Annotated in this window: 20 protein-coding genes; 4 read left to right on the plus strand and 16 right to left on the minus strand. The window is 61.7% G+C overall.

What is annotated here, in order from left to right; translation table 11 throughout:
- A partial coding sequence (locus tag AC1DSG_RS06330; protein ID WP_477790103.1) for an aldehyde dehydrogenase family protein occupies nt 1-867 on the minus strand: 867 nt, incomplete at its 3' end.
- Nucleotides 868-874: 7 nt separating this feature from the next.
- Nucleotides 875-2248, minus strand: coding sequence for a glutamine synthetase family protein (locus AC1DSG_RS06335; RefSeq protein WP_477790104.1), 1374 nt, complete (start codon nt 2246-2248; stop codon nt 875-877).
- A gap of 261 nt (nt 2249-2509) precedes the next feature.
- On the opposite strand from AC1DSG_RS06335, the gene AC1DSG_RS06340 reads away from it, so the two are divergent.
- The 4 genes from AC1DSG_RS06340 to AC1DSG_RS06355 all read left to right on the plus strand — a co-directional run bounded on the left by AC1DSG_RS06340 (nt 2510) and on the right by AC1DSG_RS06355 (nt 8358).
- Entirely contained in the window at nt 2510-3523 is a 1014-nt protein-coding gene (locus AC1DSG_RS06340; protein ID WP_477790105.1) for a helix-turn-helix transcriptional regulator, read from the plus strand.
- Between the two features lie 140 nt (nt 3524-3663).
- Nucleotides 3664-5511 (plus strand): amidohydrolase, encoded by a 1848-nt coding sequence (locus AC1DSG_RS06345; RefSeq protein ID WP_477790106.1) that lies wholly within the window; start codon nt 3664-3666, stop codon nt 5509-5511.
- Between the two features lie 273 nt (nt 5512-5784).
- Nucleotides 5785-7197: a purine-cytosine permease family protein gene (locus AC1DSG_RS06350; protein WP_477790107.1), complete on the plus strand. Its 1413-nt coding sequence runs from the start codon at nt 5785-5787 to the stop codon at nt 7195-7197.
- 153 nt (nt 7198-7350) lie between these two features.
- Nucleotides 7351-8358, plus strand: a complete 1008-nt coding sequence (locus tag AC1DSG_RS06355; RefSeq protein WP_477790108.1) for an Ldh family oxidoreductase — start codon at nt 7351-7353, stop codon at nt 8356-8358.
- A 114-nt stretch (nt 8359-8472) separates the two neighbouring features.
- Here the strand turns inward: AC1DSG_RS06355 and AC1DSG_RS06360 are convergent, their stop codons facing one another.
- The 14 genes from AC1DSG_RS06360 to AC1DSG_RS06425 all read right to left on the minus strand — a co-directional run bounded on the left by AC1DSG_RS06360 (nt 8473) and on the right by AC1DSG_RS06425 (nt 23066).
- A complete protein-coding gene (locus AC1DSG_RS06360) occupies nt 8473-10053 on the minus strand; it encodes an aldehyde dehydrogenase (NADP(+)) (RefSeq protein ID WP_477790109.1) in 1581 nt (526 codons plus the stop codon).
- A gap of 137 nt (nt 10054-10190) precedes the next feature.
- Entirely contained in the window at nt 10191-11588 is a 1398-nt protein-coding gene (gene abaF / locus AC1DSG_RS06365; protein ID WP_477790110.1) for a fosfomycin efflux MFS transporter AbaF, read from the minus strand.
- A 70-nt stretch (nt 11589-11658) separates the two neighbouring features.
- The gene (locus AC1DSG_RS06370; RefSeq protein WP_416129651.1) at nt 11659-12576 is read right to left on the minus strand and encodes a dihydrodipicolinate synthase family protein; all 918 of its coding nucleotides are present in this window, start codon (nt 12574-12576) and stop codon (nt 11659-11661) included.
- A gap of 127 nt (nt 12577-12703) precedes the next feature.
- A complete protein-coding gene (locus AC1DSG_RS06375) occupies nt 12704-13732 on the minus strand; it encodes a trans-3-hydroxy-L-proline dehydratase (protein ID WP_477790111.1) in 1029 nt (342 codons plus the stop codon).
- Nucleotides 13733-13848: 116 nt separating this feature from the next.
- On the minus strand, nt 13849-14571 hold the full coding sequence (locus AC1DSG_RS06380; protein WP_452627164.1) for an amino acid ABC transporter ATP-binding protein: 723 nt from the start codon (nt 14569-14571) through the stop codon (nt 13849-13851).
- On the minus strand, nt 14564-15214 hold the full coding sequence (locus AC1DSG_RS06385) for an amino acid ABC transporter permease (protein WP_007944312.1): 651 nt from the start codon (nt 15212-15214) through the stop codon (nt 14564-14566). Before AC1DSG_RS06385 ends, AC1DSG_RS06380 begins: the two co-directional genes overlap by 8 nt.
- Before the next feature lie 10 nt (nt 15215-15224).
- A complete protein-coding gene (locus tag AC1DSG_RS06390) occupies nt 15225-15890 on the minus strand; it encodes an amino acid ABC transporter permease (RefSeq protein WP_477790112.1) in 666 nt (221 codons plus the stop codon).
- Nucleotides 15883-17655, minus strand: coding sequence for a cis-3-hydroxy-L-proline dehydratase (lhpI, locus tag AC1DSG_RS06395; protein ID WP_477790113.1), 1773 nt, complete (start codon nt 17653-17655; stop codon nt 15883-15885). Before lhpI ends, AC1DSG_RS06390 begins: the two co-directional genes overlap by 8 nt.
- Nucleotides 17656-17665: 10 nt before the next feature.
- Nucleotides 17666-18484: an ABC transporter substrate-binding protein gene (locus tag AC1DSG_RS06400; RefSeq protein ID WP_477790114.1), complete on the minus strand. Its 819-nt coding sequence runs from the start codon at nt 18482-18484 to the stop codon at nt 17666-17668.
- A 231-nt stretch (nt 18485-18715) separates the two neighbouring features.
- Complete coding sequence (locus AC1DSG_RS06405; protein WP_477790115.1) at nt 18716-19465, minus strand: AraC family transcriptional regulator; 750 nt, start codon at nt 19463-19465, stop codon at nt 18716-18718.
- A 74-nt stretch (nt 19466-19539) separates the two neighbouring features.
- A complete protein-coding gene (locus AC1DSG_RS06410; RefSeq protein WP_477790116.1) occupies nt 19540-20796 on the minus strand; it encodes an FAD-dependent oxidoreductase in 1257 nt (418 codons plus the stop codon).
- A complete protein-coding gene (locus AC1DSG_RS06415) occupies nt 20793-21029 on the minus strand; it encodes a (2Fe-2S)-binding protein (protein ID WP_477790117.1) in 237 nt (78 codons plus the stop codon). The genes AC1DSG_RS06410 and AC1DSG_RS06415 overlap by 4 nt, the downstream gene beginning before the upstream one ends.
- Nucleotides 21022-22137, minus strand: a complete 1116-nt coding sequence (locus AC1DSG_RS06420) for an NAD(P)/FAD-dependent oxidoreductase (RefSeq protein ID WP_477790118.1) — start codon at nt 22135-22137, stop codon at nt 21022-21024. Before AC1DSG_RS06420 ends, AC1DSG_RS06415 begins: the two co-directional genes overlap by 8 nt.
- Nucleotides 22134-23066: a 4-hydroxyproline epimerase gene (locus AC1DSG_RS06425; protein ID WP_477790119.1), complete on the minus strand. Its 933-nt coding sequence runs from the start codon at nt 23064-23066 to the stop codon at nt 22134-22136. Before AC1DSG_RS06425 ends, AC1DSG_RS06420 begins: the two co-directional genes overlap by 4 nt.
- Nucleotides 23067-23154 lie beyond the last annotated feature (88 nt).

Genomic DNA, 23154 nt, shown 5'->3' on the forward strand with positions numbered 1-23154 from the left:
GGTCAGGGCAGCGAAACGCTCGATGAAGGCTGGGTAGACCTGCTTATCGACATAAATGCGCTCGATCGCGCAGCAGCTCTGCCCGGAATTGAAAAAGCTGCCGTCGACCAGGTTTTCTACCGCATGGTCGAGATTGGCATCTGCGCGAACATAGGCCGGGTCTTTGCCGCCGAGCTCCAGGCCGACGCCTAGGAAGCGCCCGGTGGCGGCAGTTTCCATGGCCTTGCCGGCGCCGACGGAGCCAGTGAAATTGACCTGATGAACACGTCCCGAGCCAATGATCGCAGCGGTCTGGCTATGGTCGAGCAGCAGGTTATGGAACAGCCCGGCCGGGAGGTTGGCGCGGGCCATGGCCTCGGCGAACCGTTCGCCAACCAGTAGGGTTTGCGATGAGTGTTTGAGGATCACGCTGTTGCCGGCCATCAGCGCTGGAATGATCGTATTCACGGCGGTCAGGTACGGGTAATTCCATGGCGCAATGACCAGCACTGTCCCCAATGGATCACGCTGGATGTGCCGGCGGAAACCGCTGACTGGCGCGGGTTCAATCGCTGCCAGGGCTTCAGGCGCAATGGCGATCATGTGGCGGGCACGCTCTTCGAAACCGCGCAATTCGCCCGCGCCAAAACGCACCGGGCGCCCCATTTGCCAGGCCAGTTCCCGCACGATGTCAGTTTTCATCGCCAGCATCGCGTCCACCACCGCACTGCAAAAAGCGGCACGTTCGCTCAGTGGCCGGCGTTTCCATTGCGTCTGGGCGGTGGCAGCTGCCTCCAGCGATTGCTCGATTTGCGCTGGATCGGCGTAACGACGTTCAGCGTAAACCCGGCCATCGACCGGGGAAATGAGTTGAATGATTGCCGTCATGGTGACCTCAATAGCGTTCAAAGCCGCGCTGCAATTCCCAATCGGTGACCCGCCGGTCGTACTCTTTCTGTTCCCATTCGGCGGTGTGCACGTAGTGGTCGATCACTTCATCACCGAATGCTTCGCGCAACATGCTGGAGGTCTGGAGTGCGGCGCAGGCTTCGCGCAAGGTCTTGGAAACTTCCGGCAAGTGTTCGTCGAGGTAGGCGTCGCCTTCAAAGGGCGGCGCGAGGGTGAGCTTCTCGTCGATCCCGGCCAGGCCCGCCGCGATCAGGGCCGCAAAGGCCAGATACGGGTTGAGGTCAGCACCGCCGATGCGGCATTCGATACGGATGGATTTGCTGTCTTCTGCGCACAGGCGAAAGCCGGCGGTGCGGTTGTCCCGGCTCCACACCGCCCGCGTCGGTGCAAACGTGCCGGCCTGGAAGCGCTTGTACGAGTTGATGTAGGGCGCGAGAAAACAGGTGATGTCGTTGGCGTACTTGAGTTGCCCGGCGACCCAGGAACGCATCAGTGTCGACATGCCGAATTCGGCCTTGGCGTCGAAGAACAACGGCTTTTTACCGTTCTTGTCCCACAGCGAATTATGGATGTGGCTGCTGGACCCGGCGGCGTCATAGCGCCACTTTGCCATAAAGGTGATCGCCTTGCCTTGCAGTTGCGCAATCTCTTTGCAGGCGTGTTTGATGATGACGTGGTGGTCGGCCATGGTCAGGGCATCGGCGTAGCGGATGTTGATCTCTTCCTGGCCCGGGCCCCATTCACCCTTGGAGTTTTCCACGGGAATGCCGCTGGCCTGCAGATGCTTGCGAATCGCCCGCAGCACCGGCTCTTCGCGGGTGGTCTGCAGGATGTTGTAATCCTCGATGTAGTGGCCGGCGGTTTTTGGCTTTTGGTAGTTGCGCTCGTGGATGGCCTCGTAGCTCTCATCGAACAGATAGAACTCCAGTTCCGAAGCGAACATGCCGGTATAGCCACGCTCGCGCAGGCGTTCGATCTGCTTCTTCAGGATCGCCCGAGGGCTGTGCGGCAAGTCGCGTCGATGGTGGTGATCGAGTACATCACAGAGCACCAGCGCCGTGCATTCCAGCCATGGCACCCGGCGCAAGGTGGACATGTCGGGCTTGAGCACAAAGTCGCCATAGCCTTTGCTCCAGCTGGCGGCGGCATAACCCGGCACGGGCTCCATGTCGATGTCGTCGGCCAGCAGGTAGTTGCAGCAGTGGGTTTCTTCATGGCCGCTGTCGATAAAAAACTCGACCTGGAATCGCTTGCCGACCAGACGTCCCTGCATGTCGACCATGCAGACCAGTACGGTATCGATTTCGCCGGACACAGCGGCACGCTTCAATTCATCAAAGCTGAGGAGGGGCTCGGTCATCACGTCAGTCCTGCGTGAAAGTGTGGGCCAGTCTGAAATAGCTGTTGCAGACGCTCTTCAGAAAAACCCAAACCCTGCCGGAGCGAGCATCGTGCGCAATAAGCTGATCCTTAGCTTAGCCTACTGTCGTTTATTGCAAGTTTTGCGGTTTGATGCCTGATAAATCAGCCTGAAAGTGGGCGATTCAACGTGTTTCTGGACGCCGTCGCTGCCCCTATGGCATGGTCGAAAAAATGCCACGCAATCAACAGGATTCAGAAGATGGAGGAGGGGGATCAGCTCGGCGGCACACCGTCGATGGCAATGCTCAAGGCATTCAATAATTGCGTGTTGCACCTCGGGCGACTGGCTCGGGAGCGCGGCGCCTCGCAGTTCATCGAAGACGGGCTGCAAGCCTTTCGCCCACTGGTGCCGTTTGCTTCGGCATGGTGGGGCGAGATGTCCACGTCAGACGCCCATGCGGCGCCGAAAAGCTGGATGCACGGGCGTATCGACCTGCCCGAATCGTTTGCCGCCGAATGGCACAAGAGCGCGGGCAGCGACAAATTCTCCCATGACACCTTGAGCCAGCCCGGTGAAGTGGTGCGCGACAGTGGCTTCACCGATCCCCATGAAGAAGTCGACGCCTTCGCTCGCCGGCATGACCTTTACCACCCGATGTGCATCACCTTCGAATTGCCCGAAAGCGGTTTGATGTTTTTTGTCTGCCTCTATCGTGGCGAACAGGTACTGGCCTTCAACGACAGCGAGGCGGCGTTGTTTTCCGCCTTCTGCGATCACCTGTTGCAGCTGTGGCGATTTCAGGTGCAAGACATGATCCGGTTCGACACCGGTAACGGCGCCAGCGACTTCGGAGTCGCGCGCATGGACGGCACGCTGCTGTATGTGGGCGCCAGCCTGTGCGCGGCGATCCAGCGCGAAGTGCCGGGGTGGAGCGGTTCGATGCTGCCGGCGCAGGTGATTGCCCAACTGCCGAACGCGCCAAGCGTCATGCGACTGGGGCGCTGTGCGCTGACCCTCAGCCCGAATGCCAGGCACGTCATTCTGTCCCTCGAAACCCAGTCACGCGGGGCCGTGCTGGCGCCACGGGAGCGGACGGCGGCGATGCTGTTCGCGGCCGGTCACTCGTATAAAGAGATCGCCAAAATCCTCGCCTTGAGCCCCGCGACCGTGCGCACCTACTTGCGCAACTGCTACTTGCAGCTGGGCGTGAAGAGCAAGGTTGAGTTGGGTTCTGTTTTGTCTGCGCAGGCTACCCGCCGCGAATCTCTGTGACGCCCACTCATTCACTGACCCCTCCTCATTTGTAGAGGTCCATCCAGCGGCCGCGCGCGATAGGGTATGCCTTGCATTTCAGGGGCTTGCGCGCAGGCTGGTCGGGCCTCTTCCAAAACTATAAAAACAGAGGTGGGCAGTTGAAATTTTCCAGGCTTTTTGTCGCCGTTGCGGCAACCACGGCATTTTCCGGTCTGACGCTGGTGGGGTGCCAGACCAAAAGTTCGACGCCCGCAGACATGGTCATGCGCAACGGCTATGTCTACACCGTCGATGGCCAGAACTCGGTGCAGCAGGCGATCGCCGTCACGGGCGGGAAGATTGTCTATGTCGGCAATGACGATGGGGTTGCCTCGTACATCGGCAAGCAAACCCAATTGATCGATCTGGCGGGGCGCATGCTGATGCCGGGGTTCATCGATGCGCACATGCATCCGGGGGATGGCGGTCGCGCCATGACCTTGTGTGACCTGAAATACCAGACCATGACGCGCAATGAGTTTCAGAAAACCATTCAGGCGTGCCTGGATGCCGACAAGGATAAAGGGCCGGATGTCTGGCTCGAAGTGGGCAGCTGGGACCGGATGGGCATGGACGGACTCGACGGCGATCCGGACAAATCGACGCTGGACGCACTCAAGACCCAGCGGCCGATTCAGGTGCGCTCCACCGATTTCCACTCTGTGTTGACCAACTCGCGTGGACTTGCCGTCGCCGGCATCAACAAAAACACGCCCAACCCGAGTGACGGCAAGTACGTACGCGACAGTGCCGGCAACCTCACCGGCATCTGCGAAGACGGTGCAGCCGATGCCATGGCCGCCGTGGTACCGCCGGCCACCGACGCGGAAAAACTCAACCAGACCCGCGCCGCGCTCGATGCGATGCGCCAGCAGGGCATCACCAGTTTCTTCGATGCCTTGTCAGGACCGGAGAATGGCAAAGCATTCACAACATTGCAGCAGTCGGGCGAGCTGACCGCCCGGGCCTTGCTGGCGATCAAACTGGACCCGGCCGCCGCTGCAGCCGACCCGGCGAAAACCATCGCCGAGGCCAAGGCGATGGCTGCGACTTACGACCAGGGCGAAGCCAAAGTCGCGCCCGGCGTGAGCATGCGTCACGTCAAATTGTTCATGGATGGCATCATCAATGCGCCGGCGGACACCGGTGCGATGTTGACGCCGTACCTGCACAACGCCGGTACCGATAAGGCGCCAAAATGGGCGCCGGGCAAAAACATCGGCGAGCTGTATTTCCCGCCGCAAGTGCTCAAGCCGCTGCTGTTGCAAGCCGTGCAAGCCGGCCTCGACCCGCACCTGCACGCCACCGGGGACCGCGCCGTGCGGGACTCCCTCGATGGCATCGAATACGTGCGTCAGCAGTTGCCCGGCAACGGCTTTCGCCCAGCCATCACCCACAACGAGTCCGTGGACCCCGCCGACTATGGGCGCTTCAAGGCCCTCGACGTGACTGCCAACATGTCCTTCCAATGGGCTCAGCAAGCGCCGTCCACGGTCGACGGCACCAGCGATCATCTCGGGCCTGCGCGTTTTGCCCGCATGGAACCCTCGGGCAGTATCGCCCGCGCTGGCGGTCGCGTGGCGTATGGCAGCGACTGGCCCGTCGACCCGCTTGATGAGTTCCTGGCGCTGAAGATCGGTGTCACCCGCTCAGGTGATCCGCTGAACCCGCACAGCTATGGCCCCAAGTACGCCGGCCGACTGAATGCCGACCCGGCGCTGTCCCGTGCCGAAGTGCTGCGCACCATCACCCTCAACGCCGCCGAGCAACTGAAATTGGAGAACGTCGTCGGTTCGGTCGAGGTCGGCAAGTTTGCGGACCTGATCGTGCTGGACAAAAACTTCATGCAGGTGCCTGAAGATGAATTGGCCCGCAACGCTGTGCTGATGACGGTGGTCGGTGGCAAAGTCGTATGGGCCAAGGCGCCGTTCGTGGGACAAGTGGCCATGGCCGAACAACAGAAATAACCCCATGCCCACTAATGCCGATCAGTTAAGCAATATCTGCTGTAACGCAATTTCTGTAGCAGCTGGCGAAGCCTGCGTCCGGCTGCGCAGCAGTCGTGAAATCAGTCGATGCGGTGTTTCAGGTAGACCGCAAATTCAGGTTTTACGACTGCTGCGCAGCCGGACGCAGGCTTCGCCAGCTGCTACGGATCGCGTTAGGGCTTAACTGATCGGCATTACCCATGCCCACCTTGAATTGCGTGAATTCGTTCTACCTTGGAAGAGAAAAAAATAATGACCCAGCTCCGAGACAATCAACAACGAAGTCCCCTGATCGAAACACGTTCGATCGATTACATCCCCGAGGCCGAGCGGCATGGCAGCCTCTACAGTCAGTTCACCCTGTGGCTGGGTGCCAACCTGCAAATCACCGCGATCGTCACCGGGGCGCTGGCCGTGGTGTTGGGGGGAGATGTGTTCTGGTCGTTGATCGGCTTGCTGATCGGCCAGTTGCTCGGTGGAGCGGTCGTCGCCTTGCACGCTGCACAGGGACCGAAACTGGGTCTGCCGCAGATGATCTCCAGCCGTGTACAGTTCGGGGTCCACGGCGCGGCGATCCCGATTGTCCTGGTGTGCCTGATGTACCTCGGTTTCAGCGCCACCGGCGCAGTGCTGTCGGGGCAGGCGATTGCCCAGTTGATCAGCGTCAGCGACAGCACCGGCATCCTGATATTTGCCGCGTGCATCGCGTTCCTGACGATCTTCGGCTATCGGGTGATTCACCTGGTGGGAAGGGTGGCCAGCGTGCTGGGCATCATCGCCTTCGCCTACCTGTTCACCCGCTTGATGACCCTCAACGACATCGGCCTGCTCCTGGAAAACCGCCACTTTGGCTGGAGCACGTTCCTACTGGCGGTGTCGCTGTCGGCGTCGTGGCAGATTGCGTTTGGCCCGTATGTGGCCGACTACTCGCGGTACTTGCCGAGCAAAACCTCGTCCTGGAAAACCTTCGCCGCCGTCGGCCTGGGGACCGTGCTCGGCGCCCAGGCGTCGATGGTGCTAGGGGTGTTTGCCGCTGCGTTGGCTGGCGCCAACTTTCGTGGTCACGAAGTGGCGACCATCGTCGGCCTGGGCAGTACCGGGGTGGTGGCGTCGCTGCTGTACCTGAGCGTGGTGTTTGGCAAGGTCACGGTGTCCACACTTAACGCCTATGGCAGCTTCATGTGCGTGGCAACGATCATCAGTGGCTTCCGCAGTCGCCTGGAAATCACCGCCCGCCAGCGCATGGTGTTTGTGTTGCTGATCGTCGCGGCATCGACCACGCTCGCGCTGCTCGGACAGTACTCGTTCCTGAACTCGTTCAAGTACTTCATCCTGTTCTTGCTGACGTTCTTCACCCCGTGGAGCGCGATCAACCTGGTGGACTACTACTTCATCAACAAGGAGCGCTATGACATCCCGGCCTTGTCCGACCCGGCGGGGCGTTACGGTCGCTGGAACGTGTTGGGGATCAGCGTGTATGTCAGCGGCGTGTTGATCCAGCTGCCTTTTGTCGACACCCACTTCTACTCCGGGCCGATGGTCGCGCAGCTCGGCGGCGTGGATATTTCCTGGATTGTCGGGTTGGTGGTGCCGGGTGTTCTTTACTACCTGCTGGCGAGGAAATCGGCGGTGGTTGTGCCGGTTGCACGCAGCACGAAGGCCTGACCGATAGGGGGCGGCAGTGCATTGATCGACATTGCACTGTCGCAGGTCCTTGATGAAGCCCCTGTGCTGATTTCGTCACTCCCTGCGTGCAAACCCATCAAGCCCTGTCGCCTCGAATAGACCACCCTGACCGGTCTGTTCAAGGAGATGACCATGATCCGACTGACCCTGATCGAAGCCCACGCGTTGGCCAAATCGATCCTGTTGCACAACGGTTTTAACCAGGCTCATGCGCGTGCGGTGGCGACGACGGTGACTGCCGGCGAGCGTGACGGCTGTGCCTCTCACGGTTTGTACCGGATTCTGGGGTGCGTCAATTCCCTGCGGGCCGGCAAAGTGTCGGCCACGGCTGAACCCGACGTGATCAATCAGGCACCCTCGATTGTGCGGGTGGATGCCGGCGGAGGTTTTTCGCAGCTGGCGTTTCAGGCGGGTTTACCGCTGTTGACGGAGAAAACCCGAGCCAACGGAATTGCGGCGTTGGCGATCAATCACTGCGTGCATTTCTCGGCGCTGTGGGTGGAGATCGAACAGTTGACCGCTGCCGGCCTGGTGGCGTTGGCGTGTAATCCCAGTCACGCCTGGGTGGCTCCGGCCGGTGGGCGCTTGCCGGTGTTCGGCACCAACCCCATTGCCTTTGGCTGGCCCCGTCAGGGACAGGATCCTTTTGTGTTCGACTTCGCCACCAGCGCCATTGCCCGTGGCGACATCGAACTGCACCGACGTGCCGGCAAAGCGATCCCCGAGGGCTGGGGTGTGGACGGGGAAGGGCAGCCCAGCACCGATGCCAACGTCGTACTCGACAGCGGCGCGATGCTGACATTCGGCGGGCACAAGGGCTCGGCGCTGGCGGCCATGGTGGAGTTGATTGCCGGGCCGTTGATTGGAGACCTCACCAGCGCCGAGTCGCTGGCTTACGACGCGGGCAGCAAGTCGTCGCCGTACCATGGGGAACTGATCATTGCCCTTGATCCACGGCGTTTTTTGGGGGACTCGACGGAGGTGCACCTGGCCAGGGCCGAAGCGTTGTTCCAGGGTATCGAAGGGCAGGGCGCACGCTTGCCCTCCCAACGCCGATACGAAGCGCGGGCGCGTAGCCTGGTGGAGGGCGTGCAGATACCCGAGGCGTTGTATAACGACCTCAAGGCATTGCTGACCTGACTCAGTACTTGTGGGCGAGCCTGCTCGCGATGGAGCCGGCACATTCAACATCTCTGTTGACTGACCCACCGCTATCGCGAGCAGGGTCACTCCTACAGGTTATTTGGGTATTTTTCAGATCGGGTTTCGGTGGCTGTTGCCGTCGACCAACCGGGCAATGCCCAGTGGATTGGCGTTTTTCAGCGGGTCGGGCAACAGCGCGTCCGGGCAATTCTGGTAGCACACCGGGCGCAGGAAACGCTCGATGGCCAGGCTGCCGACCGAGGTGCCACGGGCATCGGAGGTGGCCGGGTAGGGGCCGCCATGCACCATCGCATCACACACTTCGACGCCGGTCGGGTAGCCATTGAACAGCACCCGGCCGACCTTTTGTTCAAGCAGGGCCAGCAGCTCTGCGTGGTCATGCAAGTCCTGGGGTTCGCCAATCAGGGTCGCGGTGAGTTGACCGTGCAAACTGTTCAGCGCTTGGCGCAGTTCGGCTTTGTCGGCCACTTCGACGATGAGTGTGGTCGGGCCGAACACTTCTTCCTGTAGCAACGGATCACCTTTGCGCAACAGACTGACGTCAGCCTTGAACAGATGCGCGCGCGCCTGATTGCCGTGTTGGCCATGGCCGGTCAGGTGGGTCACGCCCGGGTGGCTAAGCAAGGCCTGCACACCTTTTTCGTAGCTGCGGAGGGTGCCCGCGTTGAGCATGGTTTGCGCCGGTTGCTCTGCCAGCAGCGCCGTGAGGGTCTCGGTGAAGGCACTGAATTGCGCAGAGCRCATACCGATGACCAGTCCCGGATTAGTACAGAACTGGCCGCAGCCGAGCACCACAGAGGCAGCTAGTTCGCTGGCAATTTTCTCGCCACGAACGTGAAGGGCTTCGGGCAACACCACGACCGGATTGATGCTGCTCATTTCAGCAAACACCGGAATTGGTTGTGGACGTGCGGCGGCCATGTCGCACAACGCACGGCCACCTTTGAGCGAGCCGGTGAAGCCGACGGCCTGGATCGCTGGGTGCTTGACCAAGGCTTCACCCACGCCCGCGCCGTAGATCATGTTGAACACACCCTTGGGCATGTCGGTCTGTTCGGCTGCACGGAGGATGGCATCGGCCACCTGTTCGGCGGTCGCCATGTGTCCGCTGTGGGCTTTGAACACCACCGGGCAACCAGCGGCGAGGGCCGCAGCGGTATCGCCGCCGGCCGTGGAGAACGCCAACGGGAAGTTGCTGGCGCCGAACACCGCAACGGGGCCGACGCCGATCCGATACTGACGCAGGTTGCTGCGGGGAAGCGGTTGACGGTCGGGCAAGGCGTGGTCGATGCGGGCACCATAAAAGTCACCGCGACGCAGGACCTGGGCGAACAGGCGCATCTGGCCGCTGGTGCGTGCGCGCTCACCCTGTATCCGTGCGTTCGGCAATGCGGTTTCCCGGGTGACCAGGGCGACGAATTCGTTATCCAGGGCATCCAGTTGTGCGGCGATGGCTTCCAGAAAATCTGCACGGCGTGTTGCTGGCATATTGCGAAAGGTCGGGAATGCTTCGGCAGCGGCCTGTGCGGCGGCGTTCACTTCAGCCTCGGTGGCTTGCACGAAAGAGAAGGGCAATATCTCGCCGGTGCTGGCGTCATGGCTGTGCAGAACGATGCTGCCGGCGGCACTGCGCGTTCCGCCGATATAGTTATGGCCGAGAATTTTGGACATGAAAACTCCTGTCGGGCAAAAGGTAATACATCCCATGTAGGAGCGWGGCTTGCCCGCGATGGCGGTGTGYCATTCACCCTCAATGTCGAATGACACACCGCCATCGCGGGCAAGCCWCGCTCCTACAGGTCTTGGGTTCACGCCAGCGARTCGCCTCGACGCGGAGTCGCGGGAGCGGCATTGTCCAGCGCCGCGATCCGCGCAGCAGATTCCGCATCCACCGCGTGCAGCGACTTGCCGCGGGTTTCCCGGGTCAGGCATACGGCAACGACAGAGATCAGCGAGGCACCGACCAGGTACCAGGCGATGGGCGTCGAGCTGTGGTACTTGTTGAGCAGCGTGATCGCGATCAGCGGGGCCAGGGAACCGGCGAAAATCGGCGCCACCTGGTAGCACAGCGAGAGGGCGGTGTAGCGCACGTGAGTCGGGAACATCTCGGCCATCAGCGCCGAATACGGTGCATAGGTCATCGATTCGATGGCCAGGCCCAGGGTGATGGCGGCCATGATCAGCCAGTTGTTGCCGGTGTCCATCATCGGGAAGCCGACGAACCCCCAAAATGCGGTGAGCACCGCGCCAACGAGGTAGACCGGTTTGCGCCCGACCAGATCGGACAGGTAACCCATCAGCGGGATCATGAAGAAGTGCAGCAGGTGAGCGCCAAACATCAGAAACAGAATCTCTGAGGTGTCTTTGTGCACCACTAACTTGAGGTAGGTAATCGAGAACGTCACCACGGTGTAGTAGAGAATGTTCTCGGCAAACCGCGCGCCGATTCCTACCAGCACCGAGCGCCAGTGATGACGCAGCACTTCGACCACGCCCAGTTGTTGCTGCTTGGTGTGAGCCTGACGAGCCTGGGCTTCCTTGAAAATCGGTGCGTCATCGACACTGGTGCGAATCCAGTAGCCGATCAACACCACCACCGCCGAGAACCAGAACGCCACGCGCCAGCCCCAGGCGAGAAATTGTTGCTCCGACAGGTTCGAGGACAACAGCAGCAGGGCGACAGTGGCGACCAGATTCCCGGCCGGCACACCGGCTTGCGGCCAACTGGCCCAGAAGCCCCGGCGGTTATCCGGACAGTGTTCGGACACCAGCAAAATCGCGCCACCCCATTCGCCGCCAAAGGCGAAACCCTGGATCAGCCGCAACAGCACCAGCAACACGGGCGCCGCGTAACCGATCTGGTCGAATCCGGGCAGGCAACCCATCAGGAATGTTGTGATACCGACGACCACCAGGCTCAGTTGCAGCAGGCGCTTGCGGCCGAATTTGTCACCGTAGTGACCGAACACCAGGCCACCCAGCGGGCGGGCGAGAAAGCCCACGGCGTACAGCGCGAACGCGGCGATGATGCCGTCGATGGGGCTGTCGGTCTGGCGAAAGAACAGTTGGCYGAAAACCAAGGCCGAGGCCGTGCCGTAGAGAAAAAATTCATACCACTCCGCGACGGTGCCGGCCATGGCGGCGGCCACGACGCGTTTGAGTCCGGAGGGGGTGGTTGCGCGTTGAGTGTCTTGAAGGTTGGGCATGCTGACGTTTCCTGTAGAGGCGCTAAAACAGGCAGCCGGGTCGGGCCGCGAAGGCCCGCCCGGCAATCACTCAGAGACCGACATCCGGCAGTTGCGGACGGTTCGCCAGGGCTTTGGCCATGATCTGTTCGACGAACAGCCGATCCGCTTCCGGCAACGCCAGGCGTGGCGGACGGGTCAGCGCGCTGCCGCGACCGGCTATGGCTTCACACAGCTTGATGCACTGCACCAGGTCGGCACGGGCATCCAGGTGCAGGATCGGCATCAGCCATTCGTAGATCGGCATGGCTTCGGCGAAACGCCCGGCTTTGGCCAGGCGGAAGATGGTTTCACCTTCTTTCGGGAACACGTTGGACATGCCCGAGACCCAGCCTTCGGCGCCGACGGCGATGCTTTCCAGCACCACGTCATCCAGGCCGGCGAACAGCACGAAGCGGTCGCCGACTTCATTGCGCACGTCAATGAAACGCCGGGTGTCGCCGGAGGAGTCCTTGAAGCACACCACGTTGTCGCAGTCGGCCAGGGAAATCAGGATGTCCGGGGTGACGTCGTTTTTGTAGATCGGCGGGTTGTTGTAGACCATCAGCGGCACGTCGGCATTCTTGGCCACGTAGCGATAGTGCTCGGCGGTTTCAAACGGCTTGGAACCGTAGACCAACGCCGGCATCAGCATCACGCCATCGACGCCGACCTTGCGCACGGCGTTGGCCACCTTGGCCGCTTGCACGCTGGTGAATTCAGCCACGCCACAAATCACCGGCACCCGGCCGCGGGAAGCATCGACGGCGACTTCGGTGACGGCGATTTTTTCTTCGGCGGTCAGCGAGGTGTTTTCGCCGACCGAACCACACACCACCAGGCCCGACACACCATCGCGGATCACGTTGGAAATCACCTGGTGGGTTTTATCCAGGTTGATGGTGAAGTCATCGTTGAATTGAGTGGTCACCGCGGGGAAGACGCCACTCCAGTTAATACGTTTGCTCATTTGTTGCCTCCGGATCGTTAATTGTATTTCGTATACGATATTTAAAATGAAAAGATTCGGCCAGTGCTTTTTCGATTTTTTCAGGGGATTTAGTAGCCGTTGGTCTGGGTGTTCAGGGATTCAGCGCTCAGGCACCCGGCCAGGTGTCGGACAGGCGATAGCCCTGTGGCCATGGATCGCTCGGGTCAAGCAGCAATTGGTGGGTGCCGGTGATCCAGGCCCGCCCGGAAATGCACGGGTAAATGGCGGCGCGGCCGGCCACTTCGGTCATTGAGTCAATGCGGCAGTGGAACTCGGAACCGATGATCGAACGACCGATAAAACGTTCGCCCACCTGCATCAAGCCCTTGGCCTGCAACACCGCCATGCGCGCCGAGCAGCCGGTACCGGTAGGGGAACGGTCTATTTTGCCGGGTTGAATCACCACCGCGTTGGCGCCTGTGGCGATGCCATTCTCGTGGACTATGGGTGCCGCGATCTGGCAGAAGGAAATGTGCGACCACTCGGGGTTCAGCGGATGCACAAAGCCTAATTGTTCATTGGCCGCCCGAGTGATTTTCAGCCCGGCTGCCACCAGATCAGCAGCCTCGTCTGGGCTGATAGAAAAGCCCAGCCCCTTGGCATCGGCGATCACGAAACTGTCGCCGCCATAGGCCGTATCGACCTTCAAAGAACCGATGCCTTCCACCTCAATCCAGGCATCCAGGCGATCGGCGAAGGACGGCACGTTTTTGATTTCGACCCGTTCAACCTTGCCGTCACGGCAATCGGCAACCACCTCGATCAGGCCTCCGGGGGCCTCCAGCACCATGCGGGTTTGCGGCTCGGTCATCGGCAGGATGCCGCTGTCGAGCAACACCGTGGCCACGCACAGTGAGTTGGAACCGGACATCGGCGGGGTGTCCGCCGGCTCCATGATGATCCAGCCCATCTGCGCCCGCGGGTTTTTGGCCGGTACCAGCAGGTTGACGTGACGAAACACGCCACCGCGCGGTTCGTTGAGCACAAAGTTGCGCAGGGTCTGATCCCTGGCGATCCAGCGCGACTGTTCCCACACGGTGGCACCGGGCGGCGGGGCGACACCGCCGACGATCACGTCGCCGACTTCGCCTTCGGCGTGGCAGCTGACGACATGGATTATTTTTGATGAGCGCATTGTCTGTTCCTTGTTGTGTCTGTTGGGGCCTCATCGCGGGCAAGCCCGCTCCCACATGGTTTGGTGGTGTACGCAAATCACTGTGGGAGCGGGCTTGCCCGCGATGGGGCCATCCGCTATTTCACCGATTTGAGAAACGCCGCTGTCTCCGCATGCACCGGATTGCCAATCACCTGATCCGGCGAGCCAATCTCATGCACCAGCCCATTGCGGAAGAACGCCACACGGTCAGACACATCGCGGGCGAAGCGGATCTCGTGGGTCACCAGCACCATGGTCATGCCGTCTTCGGCGAGCATGCGCATTGTGTCCAGCACCTCGCCCACCAGTTGCGGGTCGAGGGCTGAAGTGGCTTCGTCGAACAGCATGTAGTCCGGTGACATCGCCAGGGCGCGGGCGATGGCCATGCGTTGCTGTTGACCGCCGGACAGCTTGCCGGGGAAGGTCTTGAGCTTGTCGCCCAAACCGACGTGGGTCAGTTGTTGCACCGCCAGTTCCTCGGCTTCGGCTTTGCTTTTGCCCAGCACTTTGCGCGGGGCGAGCATGACGTTTTCCAGCACCGTCAGGTGCGGAAAGGCGTTCCATTGCTGGAACACGATGCCGATCTTCTGCCGCAGTCGGTTAAGGTCGGTGGCGCTGTGGTGGACCTCGACCCCGTCCACGCGAATGTTGCCCTTCTGGATCGGCTCCAGGCCGTTGATGCACATCAACAAGGTGGATTTGCCGGAGCCGGAGCCGCCGATGATCGACACCACCTCACCCTTGTTCACGGTCAGGTTCACGCCCTTGACCACTTCGAGGTTGCCGAACGATTTGTGTACGTTGTCGATCTCAATCATTTTCCTGCCACCTTCTTTCCAGACGAGCGCCGAGGCGTGCAACCACCAGGCTCATGACGTAGTAGATAAGGCCCGCGATGCACAGCACCAGCAACGGCTCCTGGATGCGGGTGACGATGGTTTGCGAGGCGCGCAGCAGTTCGACGATGCCGATCCACATCACCAGCGCGGTGTCTTTCATCACACCGAGCACCAGGTTCAGCCAGCCGGGGAAGGCGACTCGCGTGGCCATCGGCAGGACGATCCAGCGCAGGTCCTGCAAGAAACTCAGGCCCAGTGAGCGGCTGGCCCGGCGTACCGTGAAGGGCACCGCCAGCACGCCACCGCGCACGATCTCGGTGAAGTACGCGGCGGTGTACACCCCGAGCACGATGCAACCGACGCTGAAGGCACTGATGTTCAGGCCGACGATGCTTTTGAGTGAGTTGAACAGCACGAACTGGATCAACAACGGCACGCTGCGAAACACGTCCAGCACCCAGGCCAGCGGCAAACTGGCCCGTGGCAGCAGGGCGCGCAGCAAGCCGAACAGCAGCCCGGCGATGGAGCCGAGGATGATCGACCAGAACGTCAATTGCAGCGTGACCCAGGCGCCATTGAGCAGGAACAGCAGGTCATTCGAGGAAAAACCGGTGGCAAACATGGACAGCTCCTCAGTAACGAAACAACCGCCAGGCCATCAACCGGGCGCTCGCGACAATCGCCTTGGCAATCGCGTAATACAGCACCGCCGCAATCGCGAAGTACTCGAAGGTGCGGAAGGTTTTGACGTTGTAGTCCTGGGTCACCCCGGTCAGGTCATTGTTCAGCCCGACGATCACCCCCAGCGACGTCATCAACACCGCCCAGACCATTTGGTTGGTCAGCGGGTAGAACACGATGCGCAGCAGCTGCGGGACGACGATCATGCGATAGGTCTGAAAGGCGCTCATGCCCAGTGAACGGGCGGCGCGCACCTGGGTCTGGGGCACGGCCTTGAGCCCRCCGCGAAAGGTTTCCGCCAGGTAGCCCGCGTTGTTGAACGTGATCCCGGCCAGCAGCGCGAGCCAAGAGCTGACATGCAATCCGAGCGATCCGAGGCCGAAGTAAAGGATGTAGATCTGGAACAGCGAGGGCGTGTTGCGGGCAATCGACACCCAGCCGTTGCCGATGCCGCGCAGCAGCGGGTTCTTGCTTTCGCGCATGACCGTCAGAGCCAGGGCGATGAGCACCCCGAAGATCATCGACAGGGCCGCGGTCTCGAAGGTGACCACGGCGCCGGCGAGCATGTCCGGCAAGGCGCGCAGGGCTGAGCGCCATTGGAAGGTGTAGTCAAACATGCGCGGGGCTCTCCAGTTGGGCGGCGGGTTGCAGCCATGCCGGCAGTCGTTCGCTGGCGATGGCGTTGCACGCGGAATCGACACACTCGGCCAGACTGGCGAAATGCACCTTGCGACCCACCAGCCCGGGTGCGTAGTGGGCGTATTTGCCCGAGTTGGTCATCAGCGTGGTGGCGGCAGGTGGAATCACCGGCTCGCCGAGCATGCACCAGCAGGTGTCGGTGACCAGGGTGGCGCCGAACGCTTCGATCACCGCGATATGCCCGGCCAGGCGTGCCTGTTCCAGCACCGCGCGGCCGCAGGTGATGGCGAGTACCACGTTCGGGTGTTTGTGCCGACCCCGGCACAGCCGCGCCAGATGCGCGAATTCGCTGAGGGAAAAATGCGGGTTGCCCAGCGACACCACATCCACCCGCTGGTCACGGGCACTGTTGAGCTCGCGCCAACTTTTCAGCAGGTCTCTCAGGCGGATTTTTTCCACGGGTATGGATACACCCGGTTCCAGCACCTGTGTCGGGTCGATGGCTTCCGGTGTCACCCCGGCGATATGAAACAGCGGCGCCGCCGAGGTGGTGGCAAACGCTGCGCCGAAGGCTTTGAGATCGTCGAGGCTCGGCTGGCGGTTCTCCAGGCCCAGTACCAGCGGCACACGGCTGCCAGCCAGGGCACCGATGTGATAACCGAGCAACGGATAAAAGGCATCGTCTAGTTCACCGAGTACCGGCAGCTCGATCTGCAAGCGGGCCTTGCGTTGCGCGTCCAGGTGGCAGCCGATCAGCGGGGCGCGGCCGGTGAGGGCGATGCAGATGTCGAGGTAGTCCGGGTACTTCAGGGTGCGTGCGCCGAGCACGCTGTTGGCGTACACCACGGCATTGGATTCGGCCCAGACAATTTGCTCGCCTGCCTTGGGCGCAGTGTCGAGCAGGTAGGGCGCGCAGGTGTAGCTTAGTTGCGCACCCATCGCCATATAGGCATCGCCCAGGGCACTGGCCGGCTCGCCGAGGGCCGGGTCGATGCCCAATTCGCGCCAGCGGCGCTGGTCCACGGAAATCGAATTGAGGGTGGTGGGCACCCGCACTTTGGCCCCCCATTGCACCAACTGTTGGGCAAAGCGCAGGCTTGCCGGTCCGGTGTAGATGCAACCGTCAATGTGCGCCTGGGTGACATCCACCAGACTTCGCGCCCCTTGCAGCTCGGCCATGCGCAGAACGATGTGCATAGCCATTTGCGCGGCTTGACCGTGCTGACCGTCGAGCAGCGCCTGATCAAACTCGGTGAGCTCGATTGAAGCGCGGTTGTCGGTGGAAGGTCTGTCGAGCGCCTGCCAGGTATCGTCGGGCAGGTACTCGAACAGGCCCAGCGTGGCGCCATCGACTCGGGCGAAAGCGTGATCGACCAAGGTCGCGAACGCCTCCCGGCCGATGCAGAGCACCGGCAGGGAACGGGCAAAAATAGTCTGTGCGACCAGCACGCCCAGGGTCAGGATCTCATCCGGTTCGGCCAGCACCAGTGCCGCCGGTGCATGGCCGTTGCTGATCAGTTCCATCAACACACTGCTGCCGGTACACGAACCGCGCCCGCTGGGAATCGCCAGCACACACCCGGACAGGAATTCGCCGCTGAGCGGGTGGTGGCGATCGATGACCTCGCCACTGCCGGAATCAACTCCGCCCCAAAAACTCAGCCCGACATCGGCGAACAGCAGGGCACCTTGAGCAGCGCCCGCGACCAGACTGCGACCGGCCAGAGAAACGGACCCAGGCATGCCGGACATCTTAGTAGTAGACCTGTGGCACGGTCAGGTTGGCCGGCGAGATATCGGTGCCGACCCATTTGACGAACAGCTCCTTGTAGCGACCGGTGCGCACCTGCTGGTTGACGAACAGGTTGAGGTAGTTGAGCAGGCCATACTCGTTGCGCTTGGCGCCGAGGGACACGTAGTCGATGACGTACGGGGCGTTACCGGCGACTTTGAGGTTTTTGTATTTACCCGATTTGAGGGTGGCGGCGGCGACGGTGTTGGTGACCACGGTGGCGTCGATGTGGCCTTGGGCAACGGCCAGCAGGGTGTCGTTCTGCGACTGATAGGCACGGAAGCTGCCGGCGCCCCAATTCTTCACGTCTTTCTCCAGGGCGATGGCCTCATAGGTGCCGCTGGTGTTGCCCACGGGTTTGCCTTTGAGGTCGTCAAAGCCATTGATGCCCGTATCGTCGCGGGTCAGCACCACCATTTGGAACGCGAAGTAGGGCACGGTGAGGCCGACGGTCTTGGCCCGTTCGAGGGTGTCGGACGTGGAGGCGACGATCACGTCGGCGCGCCCGGAGACCAGCGCCGGAATGCGGTCCGGGAACGGCGTCTCGACCACTTCAGCCTCGACCCCGAGGATCTTCGCCAGGTCGCGGCAGTAGTCCACATCGAAACCGGCCGGGTTATTGCTGGCATCGCGAAAACCCATGGGCGGGAAGTCCAGGGTGACGGCGCAGCGCAGCTTGCCGGCTTCGATGATGTCGTCGAGCTTGTCGGCCTGGGCGTTGGCGACAAAGAGGGTACTGAGAACAGCGCTGAGGGCTACGGCAAATGCGGGGTTTTTCATAGAGGCCTCGGTTGAGTGAAGTGCTGTTGGATATCGTATTGAGGATTTCGTATACGATATTAACAATAGCAATCAACGTGCCGATTTCCAGTCAGAACCGTGAATTTAGCGCCAGCCCTTGAAGTAGAAGTGTTGCAGAGGGGCACCGCCGTGTCGGAGTGATTCGGGCCGGTGTTACAGATGGGAGCAATGGTGGTGCGGGCGCCCCTTTAGGGAACACCGGTGACAGGTCTAGCGTTGGTTGTCGCGATACTGACTCGGCGACAAACTGGTCAACGCCCGGAACTGCCGGCTAAAAGCACTATGGTCGGTATACCCACAACGCAAGGCAATCTCGGTAATCGGTAAATCGCTATGCAACAACAACCGTGAACCTTCTTCCAGGCGCGCCTTGTGAATCATCTGTCGCGGTGTGAGCTGGAACACCCTTTTGCAGTGACGCTCCAGTTGCGCGACGGAATAGCCGCCAATGGCCGTCAATTCAGAGAGGCTGATGGGACGCGCGAAGTGGCTGCGGATATGCGCATCCACCGCGGCGAGCTTCTGATAAGCAGGATGATTGGATTGTGGCGATTGCAAATCGCGGGAAATGCCGGCAAGGCCAACGATGCGACCTTGTTCATCTTTGAGGGCAAGTTTGTGGGTCAGGCACCAGATCGGCTGGTTGCCGAAATACAGGTGCAGTTCCAGTTGGTCGGCCAGTACACGGCCGCTGGATAACACCCGTCGATCCTGTTCGGTGTACAGCGGGCCGAACTGATCCGGGAAGACCATTTCAGCGGTGCGCCCCAGCAGTTCCGAACTGTGCTTGAAACCGCATCGCCGGGCCAGGGTCTGGTTGACGAAGGCGTAACGGGCTTCTCGATCCTTGATGAAAAACACCACGTCCGACAGGGTATCGAGCAGCGGTGCGATCGGCTGAAGACTGTTCAGCAGCGTCGGCAAGTCGCAGGGTTTAAACGTGGTGAGCGAGGGGTACATGGCGTTGGGGGCCTGATGGCGACCCCCGGGATCATAGAGGCTCGGCAGCGTGGCCGAAACCCCCGATGGGATCATCACGCGGGCGGGGTGTCGTCCAGGCACATCAACGTCTCGATCCGCGCCGGGCTGAACGGTGGGCGCGGCGCTGAAGGTTGCCAGCCAAACAGATGCTGCACCGCACCGCCACACACACGCCCCTGGCAGGCGCCCATGCCGCAGCGGCTGGCCAGCTTTGCCTCACGCCAGTCCGTGTGCCCGGCCAATGCTGCGTATGCCACATCTTCGCAACGGCAAACCAAGGTGTCGGGGTGTGCCAGGGATTTGAGTTGCGGGTCGAGGGCGAATGCCTGATTCAGCGCATTGGCGAACCCCTGCCAGCGTGCCCGGCGCGGCCACAGTTGGCGGGCTGCTGCAACGTCGCCCACTGCGGCGTGACCAGCAATCGCACCTTCCACCAAGGCCAGTTCACTGCCTCCGAACCCGGTGCATTCACCTGCCGCGAAATGGTCGGGGTGGTTGCTGGCCTGCCAGGTATCCACCGCCAATGCTTGTCCTTGGATGGCGTAAGCCAGCGCCTGCCCCAGCTGGATATTCGGGATCAGGCCGAAACCACAGGCCAGTCGATCACATTCCAGCTCGACGATTTTGCCTTGCTGTTGCAGGCGCACGCCTTCGAGTCGTTCGGTACCAAGGGCTGCGATGACATGAGTGGCTGCCCGGTAATGACGGTTGAACAAGCTGAACGATTGCAACCATTTCGCCGGCCAGCGAGGCAGTTGCGCAGCGAAGCCAGCGACAGACGCGAATGAAGCTTGCTCGGCGATGCGTAGCACCGTTGCCCCGTGTTTTTTGGCGGTAGCCGCACTGGCCAACAAGAGGGGGCCGCTTCCGGCGATCACCACGCGCTCATCGCGTACCGCAAGTCCGGCTTTGATCAGTGCCTGCAACCCCCCGGCCCCGGTGACCCCGGGCAGCGTCCAGCCGGGGAAGGGCAGCAGCAACTCGCGGGCACCGGTGCACAAAATCAATTTGTCATAGCTGATCAGCCAGCCGTGATCGTCGTCTTCGACCAGCAGTTGTTTCGGGCCGGGATTGGCGATCACCCGCGTGCCGCGGTGATGGCGGATATTGGTGTGGGACTGCAAGCGCTCACGCAGCTGACGGGCCCGAGCGGGGAGGCTGGCTTGCGGGCCATCGCGCCAGATTTGGCCGCCCGCCAGCGGATTGTCGTCGAGCATGACAATGCGTGCGCCACTGGGGGCCGCTGCCAGTGCGGCGGCCATGCCCGCAGGGCCGGCACCGATGATCAAGAGGTCGGCGTATTCGTTCATGGCTGTGTCTCCACTTGCATGCCGTCACGGCAGAGGGTCTGGCAAGCGAGGCGACGGCGACCGTCGATGGTCACCCGGCATTCCTGGCAAATGCCCATGCCGCACAGCGGTGCGCGCCGTTGTCCGCTGACCGAGGTGCGACTGCAACCGTTGCCGCCCAGCGCCAGGGCTGCGGCGACGCTGGTACCCTCGGCGACCCTCAGGGCATGACCGTCGAGCATCAATTCAGGCATACACAGGTTCTCCGAGGAAACGCTGGGGCAAGTAGGGTTGCGCGGCCAATGGCGGGGTTTCGTTGAACAGTTGCGCGACCAGCAAATCCGCAGTGCCGGGCGCTGTGGTCACCCCCAGGCCTTCATGACCGACCGCCAGCCATAAGCCCCGACGTTGCGGGTGCTGACCCACTAGCGGCAAGCCGTCGGGGCTGGCAGCACGAAAACCGGTCCAGGCGCGGATGCCATTGAGCCGGGCCAACCCCGGCATGTATTCGGCAGCACGCTTGAGCATTTTCGCCAGCATCCAGCCTTCGACCTGAGGGTCGGTCGTGCCGAATTGCCGCGAGGCGCCAATGAACAATTGCCCGGTCGGACGCGGTTGAATATTGCAGGCCACCGACGGGCCTTTAGCGTTATGGGCGCTGGTGACGTAACCCAGTTCCACCAGGGTGTGGGTGACGGTGGCGGGGTAGCGGTCGGTGATCAGCAAGTGTCCTTTTTTCGGTTCGATGGGCAAATCGGGGCACAGTTCATTGGCCTGAACACCGTTGGCCAGCACCACCGCTTCGGCACTCAACCAGTGGCCGTCATCGAGCCGTACCCGATGACCATCGACCTCCGTGACCCGTGCCCGGCGCTGGCGAATGTTCGGCGTGTCGAGCATCCAGTTGGCCGTGGCCGGCGCATAAAGAATGCCGTCGTCGTTGATCAGCAGACCCCCTTCAAGGCTCTCGCGCAGTTCGGGTTCGCGCTGGCGCAAGGCACTGGCTCCGATCAGTTCGCAGGCGACCCCTTGAGCCTGCAGGTTCAGGCATTTGCTGTGGGCCACCGCCATTTCCTCGGCGTTGGCGGCCAGCCAGAGCGTGCCGTTGTTGCGATAAGCACAGCCGTCGGGCAAGTCCGGCCCGTGTTCGCGCCAGCGTTGCAGGGAATAATCACTCAGGGCCAGCTCGGCCGGGTTGTCGTCGAGCACCAGCAAGTGGCCCATGCCCGCGGCCGTCGCGTTGTGCAGGCCGGCATCGAGCACCAGTACCTGCAAGCCGCGACGCGCCAGCGCCTGGGCGCAGGCCGCGCCGATGATGCCGGCACCGATGACGATTACATCGGCCACACGGCCCTGGTTCATGGGCGAATACCCCAGGCGAACGGATCGTCCTGTTCAATGATCAAGCGGGCTTCGGCACTGATGAAGGCGCGGCCACGAATGGTCGGGATGATGCGCTCACCTTGCCATTCGAAGGAGCCTTCGAATTCGCTGCCAATCACACTCGCCTGGCGCCAGATCTGCCCTGGCTGCAAGGTGTCGTCAGCCGCCATGCACGCCAGTTTCGCGCTGGTGCCGGTGCCGCACGGTGAACGGTCGTAGGCCTTGCCGGGGCAGAGCACGAAGTTGCGGCTATCGGCGTGATCGTCATCGGCGAACAGTTCGACATGATCGATCAGGCCGCCGTCTTCACCGAGAATACCCTGGGTTTCGAGTGCTTGCTGCACCGCGTAGGTATAAGCGGTCAGCGTCTCAAGGTTGTCGCCCGACACCCGCAGGCCGTGGTCGGCGATCAGGAAAAACCAGTTGCCGCCCCAGGCGACATCGCCGATCACCTGACCGATCCCCGGCACCTGCAATGCCAAATCCTTGCGATAACGATAGGCGGGGACATTGCGCACGCTGACCGTGTGGTCGTCGTGCAGGGTGGCTTGCACCGTGCCCACCGGCGTCTCGATGCTGTGCACGCCGGGCCCGATCTTGCCCATATGCGCCAGAGAAGCCACCAGGCCGATGGTGCCGTGGCCGCACATGCCCAGGTAACCGCTGTTGTTGAAGAAAATCACTCCGGCACAGGCACTCGGGTCCACGGGTTCGCAGAGCAGGGCGCCCACCAGCACATCACTGCCCCGTGGTTCCAGCACACACGCCGCACGCCATTGGTCATGCTGTTCGGCGAGGATTTTGCGTCGTTCAGCCATGCTGCCACGACCCAGATCAGGAAAACCGGCGGTCACCAGACGAGTCGGTTCGCCGCCGGTGTGGGAGTCGATGACGGAGATGCTTTTCATGGGAGGGCCACGTCCATTCGGTTGAGTGAACGCTAGAGTGGCCCGTGCGGTCGGGTGTCGGCTTGATGGATTTAACCGGTGCCGATGA

The sequence above is a fragment of the Pseudomonas sp. P5_A12 genome (assembly GCF_056400685.1).